The organism is Coriobacterium glomerans PW2 (assembly GCF_000195315.1).
Lineage (GTDB): Bacteria > Actinomycetota > Coriobacteriia > Coriobacteriales > Coriobacteriaceae > Coriobacterium > Coriobacterium glomerans.
Genome location: NC_015389.1, coordinates 1,004,605 through 1,021,906 on the forward strand (window position 1 = coordinate 1,004,605; position 17,302 = coordinate 1,021,906).

General features: G+C 63.3%; 19 protein-coding genes. 18 read left to right on the plus strand and 1 reads right to left on the minus strand.

Features of this window, described 5'->3' with window-relative positions; genetic code table 11:
- The first annotated feature begins 13 nt into the window (after positions 1 to 13).
- The 13 genes from mreC to rsfS all read left to right on the plus strand — a co-directional run bounded on the left by mreC (position 14) and on the right by rsfS (position 12,602).
- A complete protein-coding gene (gene mreC / locus CORGL_RS04350) occupies positions 14 to 1,015 on the plus strand; it encodes a rod shape-determining protein MreC (RefSeq protein WP_013708710.1) in 1,002 nt (333 codons plus the stop codon).
- 10 nt (positions 1,016 to 1,025) lie between these two features.
- Complete coding sequence (gene mreD, locus CORGL_RS04355; protein ID WP_013708711.1) at positions 1,026 to 1,571, plus strand: rod shape-determining protein MreD; 546 nt, start codon at positions 1,026 to 1,028, stop codon at positions 1,569 to 1,571.
- Positions 1,572 to 1,581: 10 nt separating this feature from the next.
- Positions 1,582 to 3,630, plus strand: a complete 2,049-nt coding sequence (mrdA, locus tag CORGL_RS04360; protein ID WP_013708712.1) for a penicillin-binding protein 2 — start codon at positions 1,582 to 1,584, stop codon at positions 3,628 to 3,630.
- A gap of 15 nt (positions 3,631 to 3,645) precedes the next feature.
- Positions 3,646 to 4,854: an FtsW/RodA/SpoVE family cell cycle protein gene (locus CORGL_RS04365; protein ID WP_013708713.1), complete on the plus strand. Its 1,209-nt coding sequence runs from the start codon at positions 3,646 to 3,648 to the stop codon at positions 4,852 to 4,854.
- A 15-nt stretch (positions 4,855 to 4,869) separates the two neighbouring features.
- Positions 4,870 to 5,802 carry a hypothetical protein gene (locus CORGL_RS04370; RefSeq protein WP_013708714.1) on the plus strand — a complete coding sequence of 311 codons (933 nt, stop codon included), beginning with the start codon at positions 4,870 to 4,872 and terminating at the stop codon, positions 5,800 to 5,802.
- A gap of 6 nt (positions 5,803 to 5,808) precedes the next feature.
- Positions 5,809 to 7,689, plus strand: a complete 1,881-nt coding sequence (locus tag CORGL_RS04375) for a TIGR03960 family B12-binding radical SAM protein (RefSeq protein WP_013708715.1) — start codon at positions 5,809 to 5,811, stop codon at positions 7,687 to 7,689.
- Positions 7,686 to 8,504: a TIGR03936 family radical SAM-associated protein gene (locus tag CORGL_RS04380; RefSeq protein WP_013708716.1), complete on the plus strand. Its 819-nt coding sequence runs from the start codon at positions 7,686 to 7,688 to the stop codon at positions 8,502 to 8,504. The genes CORGL_RS04375 and CORGL_RS04380 overlap by 4 nt, the downstream gene beginning before the upstream one ends.
- Before the next feature lie 94 nt (positions 8,505 to 8,598).
- The gene (gene rplU / locus CORGL_RS04385) at positions 8,599 to 8,961 is read left to right on the plus strand and encodes a 50S ribosomal protein L21 (RefSeq protein WP_013708717.1); all 363 of its coding nucleotides are present in this window, start codon (positions 8,599 to 8,601) and stop codon (positions 8,959 to 8,961) included.
- A 32-nt stretch (positions 8,962 to 8,993) separates the two neighbouring features.
- Positions 8,994 to 9,251 carry a 50S ribosomal protein L27 gene (gene rpmA, locus CORGL_RS04390; RefSeq protein WP_013708718.1) on the plus strand — a complete coding sequence of 86 codons (258 nt, stop codon included), beginning with the start codon at positions 8,994 to 8,996 and terminating at the stop codon, positions 9,249 to 9,251.
- An 81-nt stretch (positions 9,252 to 9,332) separates the two neighbouring features.
- On the plus strand, positions 9,333 to 10,805 hold the full coding sequence (obgE, locus tag CORGL_RS04395; protein WP_013708719.1) for a GTPase ObgE: 1,473 nt from the start codon (positions 9,333 to 9,335) through the stop codon (positions 10,803 to 10,805).
- Complete coding sequence (gene nadD, locus CORGL_RS04400) at positions 10,802 to 11,497, plus strand: nicotinate-nucleotide adenylyltransferase (RefSeq protein ID WP_013708720.1); 696 nt, start codon at positions 10,802 to 10,804, stop codon at positions 11,495 to 11,497. Before obgE ends, nadD begins: the two co-directional genes overlap by 4 nt.
- 35 nt (positions 11,498 to 11,532) lie before the next feature.
- Positions 11,533 to 12,138, plus strand: coding sequence for a bis(5'-nucleosyl)-tetraphosphatase (symmetrical) YqeK (gene yqeK, locus CORGL_RS04405; protein WP_156789794.1), 606 nt, complete (start codon positions 11,533 to 11,535; stop codon positions 12,136 to 12,138).
- Entirely contained in the window at positions 12,135 to 12,602 is a 468-nt protein-coding gene (gene rsfS, locus CORGL_RS04410) for a ribosome silencing factor (RefSeq protein ID WP_013708722.1), read from the plus strand. Before yqeK ends, rsfS begins: the two co-directional genes overlap by 4 nt.
- A 35-nt stretch (positions 12,603 to 12,637) precedes the next feature.
- Here rsfS and dinB read toward each other — a convergent pair whose 3' ends face one another.
- Positions 12,638 to 13,918 (minus strand): DNA polymerase IV, encoded by a 1,281-nt coding sequence (gene dinB / locus CORGL_RS04415; RefSeq protein ID WP_013708723.1) that lies wholly within the window; start codon positions 13,916 to 13,918, stop codon positions 12,638 to 12,640.
- A gap of 695 nt (positions 13,919 to 14,613) precedes the next feature.
- Between dinB and rpsP the strand changes: the two genes are divergently transcribed.
- The 5 genes from rpsP (at position 14,614) to lepB (ending at position 17,193) form a co-directional block, all read left to right on the plus strand.
- Positions 14,614 to 14,961, plus strand: coding sequence for a 30S ribosomal protein S16 (rpsP, locus tag CORGL_RS04420; RefSeq protein ID WP_013708724.1), 348 nt, complete (start codon positions 14,614 to 14,616; stop codon positions 14,959 to 14,961).
- A 98-nt stretch (positions 14,962 to 15,059) separates the two neighbouring features.
- Positions 15,060 to 15,320, plus strand: a complete 261-nt coding sequence (locus CORGL_RS04425; RefSeq protein WP_041739193.1) for a KH domain-containing protein — start codon at positions 15,060 to 15,062, stop codon at positions 15,318 to 15,320.
- 38 nt (positions 15,321 to 15,358) lie between these two features.
- A complete protein-coding gene (locus CORGL_RS04430) occupies positions 15,359 to 15,865 on the plus strand; it encodes a ribosome maturation factor RimM (protein ID WP_245526952.1) in 507 nt (168 codons plus the stop codon).
- Positions 15,859 to 16,623 carry a tRNA (guanosine(37)-N1)-methyltransferase TrmD gene (gene trmD, locus CORGL_RS04435; RefSeq protein WP_013708727.1) on the plus strand — a complete coding sequence of 255 codons (765 nt, stop codon included), beginning with the start codon at positions 15,859 to 15,861 and terminating at the stop codon, positions 16,621 to 16,623. The genes CORGL_RS04430 and trmD overlap by 7 nt, the downstream gene beginning before the upstream one ends.
- A 9-nt stretch (positions 16,624 to 16,632) precedes the next feature.
- Positions 16,633 to 17,193 (plus strand): signal peptidase I, encoded by a 561-nt coding sequence (gene lepB, locus CORGL_RS04440; RefSeq protein ID WP_013708728.1) that lies wholly within the window; start codon positions 16,633 to 16,635, stop codon positions 17,191 to 17,193.
- Positions 17,194 to 17,302: the final 109 nt, after the last annotated feature.

Below are 17,302 nucleotides of genomic sequence, written 5' to 3' on the forward strand. Positions count from 1 at the left end.
GAATCGATCCACCTTGGCGCGCCCGCAGCGTTATTCGACAAAGCCGAGCAGCAGCAGGCAGGCGACGGCTACGCGTCCCCTCGTCATCTGCTGCATCATATCCGTGTTACTGCTCACCTTCTACATCCGCGAGGGCGAGGTCGGACCCGTTCATGCGATACGATCGGTTGTCACCGTCGTCGCCACGCCGATGCGAATGGTGGGCTCAGCCGTGACCGGACCGTTTCGCGCGGTGGGCAATGTTTTTTCGAACCTTGCGGCCCCCCAGGAGACGTTGGCCGATCTCAAACAGGAGAATGAGGACCTGAGAGCCAAGGTGTCCGAGCTCTCTGAGTCGAAATCGGCCTCATCACGGCTTGAGGCGCTGCTCAATCTCAAGTCCGCCTACAATCTCCAATCCACGGGCGCCCATGTGATCGGCGGCTCAAGCGACGCTTGGTCTCAGGTCGTGACGATCGACAAGGGCACATCCGACGGTCTCGCCATCAACATGCCGGTTGTGAATGCCGCCGGCGTCATCGGGCAGATCGTCGAGACGTCGTTGAATTCATCGACGGTGAGGCTGCTCGCAGACGAGAAATCGGGCACATCGGCGATGGTGCAGGCAACGCGTGCACAGGGCATGCTGCATGGGCAGGCCGACGGAACGCTTCGGCTTGAATACATCTCCGTCGACTCGGAGGTGAAGGCCGGCGATATCGTCGTCACCTCGGGTATCGGCGGCGTCTTTCCCAAGGGGCTGCCGCTCGGGACGGTGACCTCGGCTGAGAAAGCCCCGAACGCCGTCTTCTACGACATAGTCGTTCGACCGGCCTCGAGCACTCAGAGCAACGAGGAGATCCTCGTCATAACCTCGCTTGCTGAGGGGCAGGCGGCATCTGACGACGACGTCGCCCTCGCTGACACCTCCCCACAGGGCGAGGGGCGCGGCCAGGACAGCTCGGGCGGCTCCTCAAAGGGCGCGGACCCCAAGAGCGGCGATGGGGGTTCTGGCGGCAAGAACAAGAAAGAATAGGGGGCGGATCATGGCGTATGCAGTCACAGGTGCCGAGAGGCGGTTGGAAGGCGCTCTCATCGCGGCCGCGGTCGTGCTCCAGCTCGCACTTGCTCCGCAGATCTCGATCGCAGGGGGCCGGATAAACTTCATGCTGATCTTGGCCGCAGTGACCGCTCTTGACGGAAACGAGCGCGGCGCGGTCCTGACGGGGTTCGCCTGCGGTCTGCTCTATGATCTGAGCGCCCCCGTCCCGATCGGCCTCATGGCTTTGATGCTCACACTTGCATCCTTTGCACTCGCTCGCGTGTCCCCTCCGGGTTCCTCGGTTCCCTCGCTGGCCTCCATACGCTCCGTCGTCATGTTCTCATTTGCGGTGAGCATCCTCTACGCGCTTCTGCTCATGCTCATGGGTCGCGAGTCCGATCCCTTCGTAGCCTTAGTCGAGCACGGTCTGACCTCAGCGATCCTGACCGCTCTCATCGCGGTCCCCTTCCTGTTCGTCAAGGGCTCCGGCAACGCCAAGCGCGCGGGCGCGCGGCGTCTGCGCAGCGTTCGTCTCAAGGAAAGGCGATAGGGGGCGCGACGTGGACGCTCAGCTTGTTGTCATCATCGCCGCAGCGATACTCGTCGCCGCCATCGTGGGATCTCTTCTGTTCCTGCGCGGGTACTCGGGCAGATTCACCTTCGATACGCACGGCGGCACGCGTCCGCGCGCCGCCGAAGGGGAGGGGAGCACTCCGGCTGTCACCTTCAAGGGTCGTTTCACCCTGCTGAGCGCGGGGCTGGGGGCCATGTTCTGCGCACTGGCCGCCAAGCTGTGGAGCATGCAGATGGTGAGCTCGGACTACTACGAGCGAAAGGCGAAGAGCAATCAGACGCGCACCGTCACCACCCCGGCCCCGCGCGGCAGGATTCTCGATCGCAACGGCGTGCCGCTGGTTTCCAACCGCGCTTCGCTCACCGTCGCGGCGTATCGCGATCTGGCCGAGGACGCCGTCGTCGTTCGCCATCTCGCCAACGTGCTGGGCATGCCCTATGTCGCCGCGCTTCGCAAGATTCAGAACAACTCGGAGGGCGCCCAGAGCCGTCACACCATCGCGGTGGATGTGCGCCGCTCGACGATCGCCTACATTCAGGAGCATGCGGGCGAGTTCCCCGGTGTCCTCATCGATGAGCGCACGGAGCGGATCTACCCCCAGGGCCAGACGGCTGCGCACGTGCTGGGCTATACGGGCACCATCTCACAGGAGCAGCTCAAAGCCAGCAAGGACGATTCGGCTTCGGACAAGATCAGCTATCAGTCCGGTGACATCGTCGGCCAAGCGGGCGTCGAGATTCAATATGAGGGTCTTCTGCAGGGCGTTCGCGGTGAGCAGACCGTGACCGTTGACGCCGCTGGCAACATCACGGGTCAATCGGGATCGGTTCCCGCGAAACCCGGCTCCGATATCAAGCTGACACTTGATCTCAAGATCCAGCAGGCTTGCGAGAAGGCGCTCGCAAACGCGATCGAGCTCGCGAAGCGCTCGGGCCAACGTCACGCCGGAAACGGTGCGTGCCTGTGTCTGGACTGCACCAATGGCGAGATCTTGGGCCTCGCCAGCGAGCCGCGCTTCGACCCGTCGGTTTTCATCGGCGGCATCTCGCCAGATGTCTGGGATGAGCTGTCCAGCAAGGAGAGCGGCACGCCGCTGCTCAATCGCGCCGTGGGCGGCCAGTACATGTCGGCTTCCACCATAAAGGTGCTCTCATCGCTCGCGGGTCTCGAGTACGGCGTGTATCCCCAGGGTCGTACGACCGTGTGCACGGGAACCTGGACCGGAAACGGCGAGGCGAACCCGAAGCACTGCTGGTTGCGCACGGGACACGGCACGATGAATCTGGAAAGCGGTCTCGCGAACTCGTGCGATCCGGTTTTCTATGACATCGGCAAGGGGTTCTATGACAACAAGGACAACCCCGAGGGGCTTCAGGAGGTGTTTCGCCGCTGGGGGCTGGGTGCCAAAACCGGCGTCGATCTTCCAAGCGAGGGCGTCGGACGCATTCCCGACAGCGCTTGGAAGGAGAGCTATTTCACCAGCTGGTCGGATCAGGATCGCGCTTGGAACCCCGGTGACATGACGAACATCGCCATCGGTCAAGGTGACATTCTCGTGACGCCGCTGCAGATGGCCGTGGTCTATGCGGGCGTTGCGATGGGCGGAGTCGAGTACACCCCGCATGTGCTCCTCTCAGCGGTCGCTCGTGACGGCCAAGGTGATGCCTTTCGCTATAACGATGACGGTAAAAAGGAGCGCCTGCGCGCCAAGATCCACGCGGAGTCGAATCTGGCCCTTGTCAAACAGGGACTTCATGACATGATCTACGGGTCGAGCTCCGATGTCGCATCGCACTTCAAATCCCTTCCCGTGGAGGTCGCGGGAAAATCCGGCACAGGCGAGAAGTCCAACGAGGATGACTACTCCTGGTTTTGCGCCTATGCTCCGGCGCCCGATCCGAAATACGTCGTCGTCGCCCTGCTCGAACAGGGCGGCGGGGGCTCGGCCACGGCGCTTCGCGCCGTACGCGACGTGCTCGGTGTCATCTACGATTCTCCCGATGGCTCGAGCGCCGTCGATAACAGCACCAGATAGAAGGGAGGTTTGCTCATGGCCTATGCGCCCTCGCATGCCGTCTCATCCCAAGGGAGCCTCAAGCGCGTCAACCGTCGTATCAGCTCCTCGAAGAACAGCTGGCGACGTCAGGTGAGCCCAAGCGTCTTGGTTTCCTCTCTCGCGCTGATAAGCTACGGCGCGCTTGTCATATGGACGGCGTCGCTGTCCATACCCGAGGCGTCCTTTCCCCGACAGCTTCTCGGCATCGGAATCGGTCTGATCGCGATGGTGGGGGTATGGCGGTTCGACTTCAGGAACCTGGCGAATCTCTCCACGGTGCTCATCGTCATCGATATCATATTGATCTTCTCACCATACGTCCCCGGGCTCTCCTATAGCGCGAAGGGCATGACGGGCTGGATCAAGATTCCTCTCATCGGTCTGACGTTTCAGCCTGTCGAGCTCGTCAAGATCGTCACCATCATGTTCATATCCGCCTTGGGTGCGCAGTACAACGGCAAGATCGACACGGTGCGCGACTATCTGAAGCTATGCGGCATGCTCGCTGTGCCGGTGCTTGCGATCATCGCCTTGCGCGATCTGGGATCGGCGATCATCGTCCTGTTCGCCGGTGCCATCGTCATCATGATGAGCGGTGCTAAAAAGGAGTGGGTCCTCTCTACGATCGCCCTGCTCGCCGGCCTCATCTCGCTTGTGCTGGCGACGAACTCCATCATGCACAGCATGTTCGGGGACCACTTCGCCCTCATCAAGGATTACCAGATGAATCGCCTCCTCGTGTTCATGGATCCCTCGAAGGACACCTCCGGTGCGGGCTATAACCTGCAACAGGCGCTCATAGCGGTCGGATCCGGGGGTTTCTTCGGCAAGGGCATCGGGGGTGCCTCGCAGGCCGTTTCGGGGTTTCTCCCGGAGGCGCAGACCGATTTCGTATTCGCGCTGCTCTCCGAGGAGTTCGGCTTCATCGGAGCGTTTCTCTTGCTTGTGCTGTTCGCATGGCTCATCCTGTCGGCTATTCGAGTGGCCGTGAAGACGGATAATCTTTTTATGAAGCTCGTCTGCGTGGGTATCGTAGGCATGTGGACGTTTCAGGTGTTCGAGAACGTTGGGATGTGCATCGGTCTCATGCCGATCACGGGAATACCGCTCCCGTTCATCAGCTTCGGCTCGTCGTCCATGATCATTCAGTGCATGGCCGTCGGGCTCGTCCAATCGATCTGGCGTCATCACGTGTCAAGATAGCGAAGGAGCACCGACATGCGCATTTCAGCGAGCAAGTTGATCAAGGGTCTCAGAATCGGATCGGCGGCGAAGAAGGGGGCGGGCATGTCCGTGCGCATCGGCGTGTATGTGGACGACACCGCCTCGCCTGCTGTGGTTGAGGCGCTGCGTGACGCCCTTGTGCCCGAGACGACAGGTGGGATCGTCCGCGTCGCGCGTCTGGGCGACCGGAACGCCGCCCCGCGCTCGGACACCGATGCGATCATCGTCGTCTCGGGTGGCTCGGAGGGGCTCGAGGACGCCGTGAGACGCTTGGTGATCACAGGCGCCCCCGTCGTCGTCGCTGCGCGATCCGCCTCCGAGGTTCCATTTATCCGCGAGGACACGCCCGCGCTCGGACTGGTGGCCTCGGACGATCGCGAGCATCTGCTCGAGGGTCTCGCGCACTGGATTCTGGAGCGATCCGATAAGGCATCGGCGCTTGCCGCCAACTTCTCGTTCATGCGGCCCGTTGCATCTGAGCGCATCACCCGGGCGACCGCGGTCACGAATGCGTTGACCGGCGCGATGGTGTTCATGCCCGGGGCGAACTATCCGATCATGACGCTCGCTCAGATCGAGATGGCGCTCAATCTGGCGGCGGTGCACGGCAAGGGTCTGAGATTGGAGCGCGGCTACGAGATAGCCGCGGTGGTCGTCGCAGGGCTCGGGCTGCGCGGTGCGGCGCGTGCGATAGGCGCTCGGATGCCCCGCGCTAACATCTTGACCGGAGCCCTTGTCGCTGGTGCGGGCACCTATGGCATGGGACGGGCGCTGACGGCGCTCTACGAGCGCGATGTGGACTATGGCCCGCTCAACCACGTGATCCGCTCGGCGTATCGCCGCGCGCGCGATCTGATCGCGCCCGGGGCCGGCTCGCTCGCCAAGATCGCAGCGAAGCGCGGCCGCTCCGCCGCGGAGGGCGCGTAGGCGAAGGTGCGAGTCGTCTACGAAGACCGTTTCTCTGAGCTCGAGCCCCTGCTCGAGCACGTTGAGAAGCCGAGCCGCTACATAGACCACGAATGGGGGTCGCTCTCGCAGCGTGAGGCCCGCTATAGAGTCTGTCTCATCCATCCGGACATCTACGAGGTCGGTCTCTCGAATCAGGGGATCTCCATCCTGTACGCCGTGCTGAACTCACAGGAGAACATCAGCTGTGAGCGCGGCTATCTGCCTTGGATCGACATGGCCGACGCGATGCGCGCCGCAGGTGTGCCGCTGCTGTCGTCGGAGGGGTCGGCACCGGTGTCGTCCTTCGATCTCGTGGGGATCCATCTGCCTCATGAGATGGCGGCGACGAACTGCCTCGAGGTTCTCGATCTCGCAGGGATAGCCCTTCGCGCAGCCGATCGAGGCGAGGACGATCCGCTTGTCATCGCCGGCGGTCCCGCCGTCTTCAACCCCGAGCCGATCGCGCCGTTCTTCGACGCGGTCCTCATCGGCGAGGGCGAGGAGTCCATCGTCGAGGTCGCCCGGGCGCATGAACGGCTGCGCGATAAGGGGGCGACGCGGCAGCAGACGCTGCGCGCGCTCGCCCGGATACCAGGGTGCTACGTGTCCGCGCTCTATGAGATCAGCCATCGGAGTCCGTGCACCCCTCACGGCTTCGCCGTCCCGCGTGCCGAAGAGCAGGCTCCGACCACCGTGGTCCGTCGCGTCCTCGCCGATTTCGGAGCCACCGATCCCGTCGCTCAGTCAGTCGTGCCCTACGTCGAAACCGTGTGCGATCGCCTTTCAATCGAAGTGCTTCGCGGCTGCGCGCGGGGCTGCCGATTCTGCCAAGCCGGCATGGCATACCGTCCGGTGCGCGAGCGCAGCGCCGATCAGATCGTCTCGGCTGTGGCGCGCGGCCTATCCGAGACGGGCTATGGCGAGGTGTCGCTCGCCTCGCTGTCAACAACAGATCACTCGATGTGCGCGCACGTGCTCGAGCGACTCAACCGTCGCTACGAGGGGTCCGGCATATCTGTCTCCATTCCCTCTCAGCGTCTGGACGCCTTCGGTGCCGACATGGCTCTCGCTGCAGTTGGTGGTGAGAATCGCGGCGGCCTCGCGTTCGCTCCGGAGGCCGGAAGCCAGCGCCTGCGCGACATCATCAACAAAAACGTCACCGAGCGCGATCTCGATGAGGCGATCACCCGTGTTTTCAAAGCCGGCTGGCGCCGTGTGAAGCTGTATTTCATGATGGGGCTGCCCGGTGAGCGGGATGAGGATATCGTCGCGATCGCCGGGTTGGCCCAGCGCGCCGCCGACGTCGCTCGAGCCGCCGTGCGTCCCGCGCAGCGCGCCGCCGTTCAGGTCTTTGTCTTTGTTTCGGTGTTCGTACCGAAGGCCTCCACACCATTTCAGTGGTGCGCGCGGCTCGAAGACGCCGAGGTGAGGCGCCGCCAGCGCCTTCTGCTCGACAGCGTCGGGGATCGCGCCGTTCGCGTGAGCTGCCATGATGCGGATGCATCGCTTGTGGAGGCCGCTCTTTCGCGCGCCGGCCGCGACATGGCCGATGTCATCGAGGGGGCATGGCGCCGCGGCGCGCGCTTCGACGCTTGGACCGAGCAGTTCGATCTCAGCCGCTGGCGCGCAGCGGCCACCGAGCTCGGTTCAGATCTCGTCGAGATCGCCTGCACTCCGTTCGCGCTGAGCGACAGACTCGCTTGGGAGCATGTGAGCACCGGCGCGTCGCGCAGCTTTCTTGAGCGGGAGTACCGCCGGGCCAAGGCGGAGATGACGACGCCGGACTGCACGCGGGGCTCCTGTAGCGGCTGCGGCGTCTGCGGGGCTCTTGGAGTCGCGAATGCGCTGGCTGGCGAGCGCTCATGAGCGATCAACTTCCCTTCCGTCTGCGCGTTCGATATGTCAAGCAGGGACGTCTGCGCTATCTCGGTCATCCCGAGGTGCTGCGCACGATCGAGCGCAGCGTGCGTCGCGCGGGCCTGCCCTATGCCGTCACGCAGGGGCTCTCCCCGCACATGCGCATCGCCTTCTGCTCGGCGCTGCCGGTTGGCGCATCATCGAGGTGCGAGTTGTACGATCTGTGGCTCTCCGAGCGGGTCAGGACGGATCGGGCCCTGGATGCGCTCAGGCACGCGACACCTGAGGGGCTCGCTCCGGTTCGAGCCGGCTACATCGATGTGAGGGCCGCGGCTCTCACGGTGTCTCTCACGCGTATCGGCTATAGCGTCGAGGTGCGTCCGCGTGAGGGCTTCTCGGTTGACCTCGCTGCTTGGAATCGCGCCCTCACCGAGATCGCATCCGCCGGGCAGATCTGCTATCTGCGCGGTGCGAAGCGCAAGCGGCTCGATCTGGACCGGACGCTTGCTTGCTGGCGCGTCAGCGCCTCCGAGACGGAGGGCGCGGTGCGCATCGAGCTCGAGACGCGCGCGGGGAGCGCTGGTTCGCTGCGTCCCGACATCGTTCTCGCCGCCATCGATCAGAGCATCGGGCGCGCTCAAGGCCTCGATGAGCCCGTGGACCATCTGACGGCGGGACCGCGTGCGCACATGATCATCGAGAGCTGCGAGATCGAGCGGACGCTGCAGACAGGGGAGGACGAGCACGGGATCTTGGTGCCCGCGCTCCCGGATCCGCAGAGCGCGGGCACCCGTGCCAACGGATCCCTCACCGCTTCTGAGTAGGCAGGTGAAATGTGGATGTTTCTCGTTGACGAGGGTTTGCGTAGCTGTTACCATAGTCCGCTGTTGCACTACCTCATGCATGAAGGGTAAAAGAATGTACGCAATCGTTTCAACCGGCGGCAAACAGTACAAGGTCGCCACCGATGACATCATCACCGTCGAGAGGATCGAGGGCGCCGCGGGCGAGAAGATCGAGTTGCCCGTCTCGTTTCTGAACGATGGCAAGAAGATCGTCACCGATCCCGCCAAGCTCGGTCGCGCCAAGGTCACCGCAGAGATCCTGGAGCATTTCCTCGGCGACAAGCAGCTTGTCTTCAAGTTCAAGAAGCGCAAGCGCTACCATCGCCTCAAGGGTCATCGGCAGCAACTGAGTCGCATCAGGATCACGAAGATCCAGGCCACATCTCGTGCCGCAAAGAAGACCGCAGAGGAGCCCGCGGCAGCCGTCGCCGAGTAACGCGCTCGAATTCGAAAGGGTAGGTAGATCACATGGCACATAAAAAGGGACTTGGTTCCTCCCGCAACGGACGCGATTCGAACGCTCAGCGCCTCGGTACGAAGCGCTTCGCCGGACAGACGGTGCGCTGCGGCACGATACTCGTTCGACAGCGCGGTACGCATATCCATCCCGGCGTGAACGTCGGACGAGGCAAGGATGACACGCTGTTCGCTCTCATCGACGGTGTGGTGGACTTCACGCGCGGGGTCAAGCACCGGGTCAACGTGCGCCCTCTCGAGAACGCCTAGCGTCCATTTACTCATAGAGCATCTGCAGGAGACCCCGGGGCGAAGACTCGGGGTCTCCCGTCGTATCGGAAGAGAGTTGAGATGTCGCAGTTTACCGATTTGAGCCGCATCAACGTGCGCGGCGGCGATGGGGGCGCCGGCTGCATGTCGTTTCGGCGCGAGGCGTTCGTGCCGAAGGGCGGACCCGATGGCGGAGACGGCGGGAACGGCGGCAGCGTGATCATCCAGGCAGACGCTCAGCTCTCCTCTCTCATCGATTACCGCTTCAAGCACCATTTCCGCGCAGAACGCGGAACACATGGCCAAGGAGCGCGCAAACACGGCAGAAACGGAGAGGACCTCGTGCTCAGGGTACCCGTCGGCACGATCGTGCGCGAGCTGGATCCCCAGACCATGGAGCCCGCGCTCGATCTCGCGGATCTCACGCGCGACGGCGAGCGCGTCGTCGTGGCACCGGGCGGCACCGGAGGGCTGGGCAACACGCACTTCGTGACCTCGGTCAGACGCGCGCCGGCCTTCGCGCAGCTGGGCGAACCGGTCGACGACCATTGGATCGAGCTGGAGATGAAGCTCATGGCCGATGCCGCTCTCGTCGGCATGCCAAGCGTCGGCAAGTCCTCGCTGATCGCGCACATGAGCGCGGCGCGTCCCAAGATCGCCGACTACCCCTTTACGACCCTGGTGCCCAATCTCGGCATGGTTCGCGCTGGTGAGTACTCCTATGTCGTGGCCGATGTTCCCGGGCTGATCGAGGGTGCGAGCGAGGGGCGCGGCCTCGGCGATCAGTTTCTGCGACATATCGAGCGCACGGCGCTTATCATGCACGTCGTTGACATCAGCGGCGGTCTCGAGGGACGAGATCCGGTGGAGGATTACCGCATCATCAACGAGGAGCTCGCTCGCTACGCCTCCGAGCTCGCTCGGCGTCCGCAGATCGTCGTTGCGAACAAGTGCGACGCATCGGGCATGAGCGAGCGCATCGAACGACTCAAGATGGCTGCACTGGCGGACGGTCGGCGCTTTTTCGCCGTCTCCGCGGCCACGGGCGCGAATCTGAGCACGCTCATGCTCGCCTGCGGCGAGGAGATCCAAAAGCTCCGTCGCGAACTCGTGAGCGAGCAGCACGAGCCGATGGAGATTCAAGACGACATCTGGGAGCGGCGTCGTCGGGCTCGCGAGCGGCACTTCACCGTCGAGAGGGAGAGCGACAACGCGTTTCGCGTGCGCGGCACCCTAGTCGAGCGTCTGGTCGTCCAGACCGAATGGGACAACGAGGAGGCCCTGCTTTATCTGCAGCACAGATTCTCTCAGCTTGGAGTTGACGCCGCGCTCGAGGCAGCCGGTTGCGGCGCGGGCGATGAGGTGCGCATCGGTGCGCGCGCGTTCGAGTTCGAAGGCTCCGAGGAGCCCTTCGAGGACGCGCGGGATCGATGGGAGGACGCCGACCAGGCAAAGGACTGCGCGGCGAGGGGAGCAGACCTCGCCGATGATCAGGGTGAATCCATGGGATCTGCCGAGGACGATCGAGCGAACGCGTCGAGGAGCAGGCCTTGAGCGCTCGTGTGCCGCAGGGCCTTCCGAGCATGGGTCCGCTCCCTTCGGCCTGCGGACGCGAGCGCCGTCTGGGCATCATGGGCGGCACGTTCGACCCCATTCACTACGGTCATCTCGTCACGGCAGAGCAGGCGCGTGAAGCGCTCGAACTGGATCTCGTTCTGTTCATGCCCGCGGGCTCCCCAGCGTTCAAGCGCGGGAAGTCGGTTTCGACCCCGGAGGACCGCTATGCGATGACGGTGCTGGCCACTGCGGCAAACCCGGCATTCTACGCCTGCCGGTTCGAGATCGACAGGAAGGGCATCACCTACACGGTTGACACGCTGCGCGCCCTGCGCGACTATTACGCTTCCGATGTCGAGCTCTTTTTCATAACCGGCGCCGACGCGATTCTGGATATCGTCTCGTGGCGCGATGCGGAGCAGATCGCCGGTCTGGCGACGCTCATCGCGGCCACTCGGCCGGGTTATGATATCTCTCAGGCGCAGGAGCGCATCGAGGCATCCGGGTTCCCGTTCGATGTTCGCTATATCGAGATCCCGGCGCTCGCGATCAGCTCGACGAACATTCGCGCGCGTGTGAGGGCGAACAAGAGCGTGCGCTACCTCACGTCCGAGTCGGTTATCGGTTTCATACGAAAAAACAGGCTGTACCTCGACGGCTGCCCCGATGAGGGGGATACTCGTATATGAAAGGGGGCTATGTGCCGCAGACTGATGAAGCACCGATGAGCATGGAACAAGAAGCGGTGATCCGCAGGATCCGCGAACTTCTCGCTGTACGTCTGGCCAGTGATCGGCGTCGCGAGGAGCATTCCCTGCGCGTCGCCGATACGGCCGAAGCTCTCGCGCGGACATACGGCGCAGACGTATTCGCGGCGACCGCCGCCGGCCTCATCCACGATTGGGACAGACTGCTGAGCTACGAGGAGCTGGTTGCTCGAGCCGCGCGCTACGGTGTTCCGCTTTCAGGCCCGCCCCTCTTGGTTGCCCCGCTGCTTCACGGCCCGGTCGCGGCGGTCGAGTTGCAAGAGCTCTTTCCCGAGCTTCCGGACGAGGTCTTCCAAGCTGTGGCGCGTCATACGACGGCGGCACCGGACATGAGCGCGCTCGACATGGTGGTCTTCATCGCCGATGGCATAGAGCCCGGCCGGCGCGGCGAGTATGCAGACAGACTTCGCGCCATGGTGGGCCAGGCGAGTCTCAGAGAGGTGTTCTTCGCATGCCTGACCGAAGCTCTCGCCTTCGTGATCAAGTCCGGCCGCTACGTATATCCTTTGGCGATCGAGAGCTACAACCGCTACGCCACGATATTTCAGAAAGGCGATTCATGATTGAGGAGAACTCATCAGAGCAAGTTGAAGGACTTGAGGAACTGCCCCGAAAGGACGATGAGCTCGGACAGCCTGCTGTCGAGCGTCGCGCAGCCTCGCTCTCCAGCAGTGGTGTGGCTGCCGAACAAGTCGCCCGCGTCGCCGCTCAGGCGGCTTTCGACAAGAAAGCCGAAGACGTCATCGCACTCGATCTGAGCGAGCGCTCAGATGTGACCGATTATTTCGTCATCGCCACCGCTTCGAACAACCGTCTGGCCGACACGGTCGTCGACGAGGTCGAGCTGCGGGTCGCGCAAGCGACCGGCGAGCGTCCCCTCTCGATCGAGGGGCGCGCGGAGCGCACGTGGATACTCATGGACTACGGCGCGGTGATCGTGCACGTCTTCACGCCCGAGGCTCGCGAGCACTACGGTTTGGAGAGGCTCTGGAGTGATGCGCCAACTCTCGATATCGAGCTCATGTAGGGCGCAGACGTTCTGATTCGACGGCATCGAAGAGGTCAGTGTCTTCTCTGACCTCCATTGTCGAAGCGCGCGGCGCGCCCGTAGCCGACGACGTCGGAGCCGTACTTCTCCCGCACCTGATCGATGGCGACGGACAGATCACGTCGCGGACTCGCTACCGCACCGCGATCATCCACCTCGGTGAACAGATCCGTCTGAATACCCTCAGCGCGCTCGAAATCGCTGATGCCGACTCCGAGCAGCCGCACATGGATTCCCGGACCCCAGAACGTGTCGATGAGCGCGCGACCCACTGGAATAAAGATGTTCTCGTCGTCGGTGCGATGAGGCAGTTTGCGCTGGACGGTTCTGCCTTGGCCGAATGAGAACTTGACCTTGACGGTAACGGTGCGACCCGCAAGCCCGTGTCGGCGCAGGCGCCTGCCCACCGATTCGGCGAGCAGGGCGAGCGCCGCGTCGACATCGGAGCGCTCCGTGAGATCTGTGGCGAATGTCCGCTCGCAACTCACTGATTTGATCTCATCGGAGGCATCGACAGGGGAGACAGGGCTTCGCTCCTCTCCCTTGGCTCTCAGGCGCATGCGTTCGGCGTGGCAGCCGAATACCGAGGTGAGCACAGCTGGTGAGGCGTCGGCTATCTGCCCGAGCGTGTGGATGCCCGCCCGCTTGAGCGCCGCCTCGGCCGAGGCGCCGATCCCGCTCATCGCCCGCACGCTCAGCGGCCGCAGAAACGCCTTCTCGGTTCCAGGAAGGATGACGGTGAGGCCGCGCGGCTTGTCGCGTTCGCTTGCGATCTTGGAGACGGTCTTGCTCGTGCTCAGTCCGATCGAGCACGTGATTCCCAGCTCGCTCACGCGTGATCGTATGCGCTCGGCGATCTCAAGCGGACTCTCGCAGGAGTAGCGACCCGGTGTGATGTCGAAGAAAGCCTCGTCGATGGAGACGCGTTCGACAAAGGGCGTCTCATCCGCGAGGATGTCCATGACCTTGCCACTCAGCTCCCGATAGCGATCGAAATGGCTATGCGTCCAGACCGCATCGGGGCACAGCCTGCGCGCCTGCGCGGAAGACATGGCGGAATGAACGCCGAACCTTCGCGCCTCATATGAGGCGGTGGAGACCACCCCGCGCTCTTCTGGGTCTCCACCGACGATGAGGGGCCTGCCGCGCCATTCGGGATGATCCAGTTGCTCGACGCTCGCGAAGAACGCATCGAGGTCCAGAAGGCCGATCGCCGGTCCCAGCCAGCACCCGAAAAGGTTGTTGCCGGCTCCCCGATCAAGGGGAAAAGCGCATGTATGTTCGATCTCGCTCATTGTTGCAGTATAACGCAAGATGGGCCATCGCGGCCGTGGTCGCTCAATCGGATTCGGTTATGCTTTGGGGTAAAATCTCCAGTGCGATAGGGTATAGCTTCCAGTGCGAGCGAAGCCGGTAGCGCATCAGAGGGGATCGCGAGCGCGCGATCGCGCGCCGGGGACGACGGGCGCACCGGGTCGGCTGGCCGTGGGACGGAGAGACCGACGCCGTCCGCCGCTCGTATCCGACCGCTCAGTCCGTCGGCGCAGCAGGATGACTGACCCACCGTGCGCAGATGCGCGTATTTTTACCATAAAACAGGGGGTCACTCAGGAATTTCTCTACCAGATACGCGCTTTTGCGACCGTATCAAGCCCGCGGCGATGACAGCAATCCCGCCTTGTGGCGATTTCAACTCTGTGAGGACGGTCGCAATCTTTCGCGACGGTACCGATCCCCGGGGCGCGCAGGGCCGAGGCCGCACCGACGTGATCGCGTCGCTCCCCCGGTATCGTGACATATCGCGCCGGGATGCCGACGCTCAGCGATCGCGCGTTGCACCTGAGGGAAAAACGTGTAGTATAGGGCACGTCTGCGGTTATACCGAAGAAGTTTCACGACGAGGCTTCACCTGCTCCGGCCGTTGGCGTATCATTACAGCTCGTTTTTCTGTTGTCGCAGCTGGCATGCTGCATGGTTGGAGGAGTTTTCATTGGCAGTCAAGATTCGTCTTTCCCGTCACGGTTCAAAGAAGCGCCCGTATTACCGCGTCGTCGTCGCCGATTCGCGTTCTCCGCGCGACGGCCGCCTCATCGAGGAGGTCGGCAGGTACAACCCGCTCACCACCCCGAAGGTGATCAGCCTCGACCTTGATAAGATCCAAGCTTGGCAGAGCAAGGGCGCCCAGCTCACCGATGCCGTAGCGGCGCTGGTGAGAGCTGCTCAGCAGGGCGAGAAGACCGCGCCCGTGCAAAAGAAGTCAAAGAAGCAGCGCGCCAAGGAGGCCGAGGCGGAGCTTGCCGATGCCGCCGCTCCCGTCGCCGCGGGCTCCGAGGAGTAGTCGTCGTGGCAGAAGATCACGAGACCGTCTCCGACATCTTGACAGATGACGTCGCCGAGAAGGACGTTGCCCGCACCGATCCCTCTCAGGACGAAGCGCTGGCAGGGGAGGCGGTCCTTTCCGATCGCGTCGCCGATCTGGTCGAGTACCTCGTTGTGAGCATCGTTGACGAGCCGGATTCGGTGAGCCTCGAGGTCATCGACAGCGAGGATGCGTCCACGATCGAGGTGAGCGTCGCCGACGGCGACATCGCGAAGGTCATCGGTCGACGCGGCCGCACGATCAAGGCGATCCGCACGCTCGCACGGGCCCTGGCCGCCCGCTTGGAGACGTCCGTCGAGGTCGAGGTCGTCGGTTAGCCGCATTGAGCGTCGCATATAGAAATATCGCGCGAATCATGCGCGCGCACGGTTCCAAAGGAGAGGTCGTTGCAGTTCCGCTGCAAGGTCTCTCCATGCTGCTCTATGAGGGGCTCGAGGTCGCGTTGACGCCGCCCGCCCTCGACCGCGATCGCTTCTGTCGAGTCGAGCGGCTCACCGAGTCATCCGCTGGGGCGCTCGTGCGCTTCTCCTGCGCTCATACGATCGCCGATGCGCAATCTCTGCGCGGCTGCTATGTGCTCGCTCGCCGCAGGGACATTCATCCGGGCCCGCTGGAGGTTTCGGTTGCCCACGTGCTCGGGCGCACCGTCTTGGATGATCGGGCGGGGGAGATAGGGAAGGTGCGTGAGATCCTGAGCACGCCCGCGCATGATGTCTGGACGGTTTCGGGAACGGGATATGGTGATGTTCTCGTTCCTGTCATCGAACGGGTCATCTTGGGGATACCTGATGAGGGACCCATCCGCGTCCATCTCATGGACGGGCTGCTGTCTGCGAACGAAAGAGGAGGTTCGTTGTGCTGATCGAGGCCTTGAGCGTATTTCCCGATATGTTCGAGACCGTGATTTCCACCTCGATCGTCGGCCGCGCCCGACGTGCGGGGATCTTCGATTTTCGCGCGCATGATCTGCGTGACTGGACCCACGACCGGCATCGCAGCGTCGACGATGAGCCCTACGGCGGAGGGCAGGGCATGCTGATGAAGGCCGAACCGCTCATCGAAGCGATCGAGTCGATCGGAGCGCATGGGCCGAGACCCCACGTCGTGTTCTTCACGCCCTGTGGCGAGCGGTTCTCGCAGCACGGTGCCGAGCGCCTCGCCGCGCGCGAGCGCATCCTGTTCGTCTGCGGACGCTACGAGGGCATCGACGAGCGCGCGCTCGCTTGGGGCGACGAGTGCATCTCAATCGGGGATTACGTCCTCACAGGCGGCGAGCTCGCCGCCATGGTCGTGACCGACGCGATCGTGCGCCTTCTTCCCGGTGCGCTCGGCGACGAGCAGAGCGCACGCGAGGAGTCGTTCTCCGCTGGCCGGCTCGGGGGATTGCTCGAGTATCCCCAGTACACCCGTCCCGCTTCGTTTCGCGGTATGGACGTTCCGGATGTTTTGCTCTCAGGCGATCACGCGCGCGTGGCCGCCTGGCGACGCGCGAGCGCCCTCGAGCGCACCTGTCGATGCCGACCGGACCTCGTAGATGGAGCGGATCTCACGGATCAGGAGCGCACTCGCGCGAACGAGCTCCTCGCGTGCTATCATGTGACCTGCGAAAACGGTAGATAGGAGCATCCATTGGCATCTAAGCGGCATTCCGTTCTGCGCAGCGCACTAGAGTGGATCACGTTATTGGTTGCGGCATTCTGCCTGTTCGTCTTCACGCGCACCTTTGTGACGGAGCCGTTCAGCGTGCCCACGGGCTCGATGGAGCCCACGATCAAAACTGGCGATCAGATCTTCGTGCAGAAGCTCACCAAGGAGTTCGGGATCCATGTCAAGCGCGGGGACATCGTGGTCTTTCGCAATCTCGATCTCGCGTCGAGCCATGAGATACTTGTGAAGCGGGTCATTGCGACTGCAGGTCAGACCGTTGATTTCAAAGATGGGCATGTCTGCGTCGACGGCATCGAGCTCGAGGAGCCGTATGCGAAGGGCGTCTCAGCACCGCTCCCGAACCACGCTCCGGGGACGAGCATCTCCTTCCCCCTCACCGTTCCAGATGGACAGGTATGGCTGATGGGCGACAACCGCGAGAACTCCTCCGATTCGAGGTTTTTCGGCCCGGTGCCCGAAGACGACTTGGTCGGCTCGGTTTTCATCCGGTACTGGCCGCTGTCGAGGTTTGGAATGCCCTAGGAGGTCGAGGGCGCACATGCGGCTCGCGGGCCTTTGTCCAGATTTCTTGTGCCGGCAGAGCGCGCGATGGGCTACCATATTCAACCGTATCGCACGCAACAGCCAAGGG

Coding starts and splice junctions, on each gene's coding strand:
- rpmA (WP_013708718.1), top strand. CDS start 8,994: ATGGCACATAAAAAGGGACTTGGTTCCTCCCGCAACGGACGCGATTCG.
- dinB (WP_013708723.1), bottom strand. CDS start 13,918: ATGAGCGAGATCGAACATACATGCGCTTTTCCCCTTGATCGGGGAGCC.
- CORGL_RS04370 (WP_013708714.1), top strand. CDS start 4,870: ATGCGCATTTCAGCGAGCAAGTTGATCAAGGGTCTCAGAATCGGATCG.
- mreD (WP_013708711.1), top strand. CDS start 1,026: ATGGCGTATGCAGTCACAGGTGCCGAGAGGCGGTTGGAAGGCGCTCTC.
- yqeK (WP_156789794.1), top strand. CDS start 11,533: ATGAGCATGGAACAAGAAGCGGTGATCCGCAGGATCCGCGAACTTCTC.
- CORGL_RS04430 (WP_245526952.1), top strand. CDS start 15,359: ATGCGCGCGCACGGTTCCAAAGGAGAGGTCGTTGCAGTTCCGCTGCAA.
- rplU (WP_013708717.1), top strand. CDS start 8,599: ATGTACGCAATCGTTTCAACCGGCGGCAAACAGTACAAGGTCGCCACC.
- rsfS (WP_013708722.1), top strand. CDS start 12,135: ATGATTGAGGAGAACTCATCAGAGCAAGTTGAAGGACTTGAGGAACTG.
- CORGL_RS04380 (WP_013708716.1), top strand. CDS start 7,686: ATGAGCGATCAACTTCCCTTCCGTCTGCGCGTTCGATATGTCAAGCAG.
- obgE (WP_013708719.1), top strand. CDS start 9,333: ATGTCGCAGTTTACCGATTTGAGCCGCATCAACGTGCGCGGCGGCGAT.
- CORGL_RS04365 (WP_013708713.1), top strand. CDS start 3,646: ATGGCCTATGCGCCCTCGCATGCCGTCTCATCCCAAGGGAGCCTCAAG.